The sequence below is a fragment of the Citrobacter sp. TBCS-14 genome (genome assembly GCF_005280805.1).
In the GTDB taxonomy this organism is placed as follows: domain Bacteria; phylum Pseudomonadota; class Gammaproteobacteria; order Enterobacterales; family Enterobacteriaceae; genus Citrobacter; species Citrobacter gillenii.
In genome coordinates, this window is record NZ_SZWM01000470.1 from 401 (window position 1) to 736 (window position 336).

At 65.8% G+C, this 336-nt stretch carries 1 protein-coding gene; it reads left to right on the forward strand.

Annotation, left to right across the window (positions count from 1 at the left end; translation table 11 throughout):
- The coding region (locus tag FDX22_RS16985) for an Ig-like domain-containing protein (protein WP_186805343.1) at window positions 1-336 on the forward strand (336 nt) is incomplete at both ends.

Sequence of the window (336 nt, forward strand, 5' to 3'; positions counted from 1 at the left end):
CCGGTGGCGGTGCAGGTGAACGGCCAGACCTTCAACGGCGTGGTGGTGACTGATGAACACGGGGCGCTGCGCTATAACGTGGCAGTGCCGATCTCTGCCCTCCACGAAGGCCGCAACGGCGTGCAGGTCACCGTCACCGGCGTGGATACGGCAGGCAATACCGCGGTGGCGGTGCAGAACACCACGGTAACGCTGGACACCGTGGCGGCGAACGCCATCAGTATTGATACGGTGGCGGATGACAACACCGTCAACCGCAGTGAGTCCCGGATGCCGACGCTGATTGCTGGCGCGGTAACCGGGGATGCGCAGCCGGGTGACCCGGTGGCGGTGCAG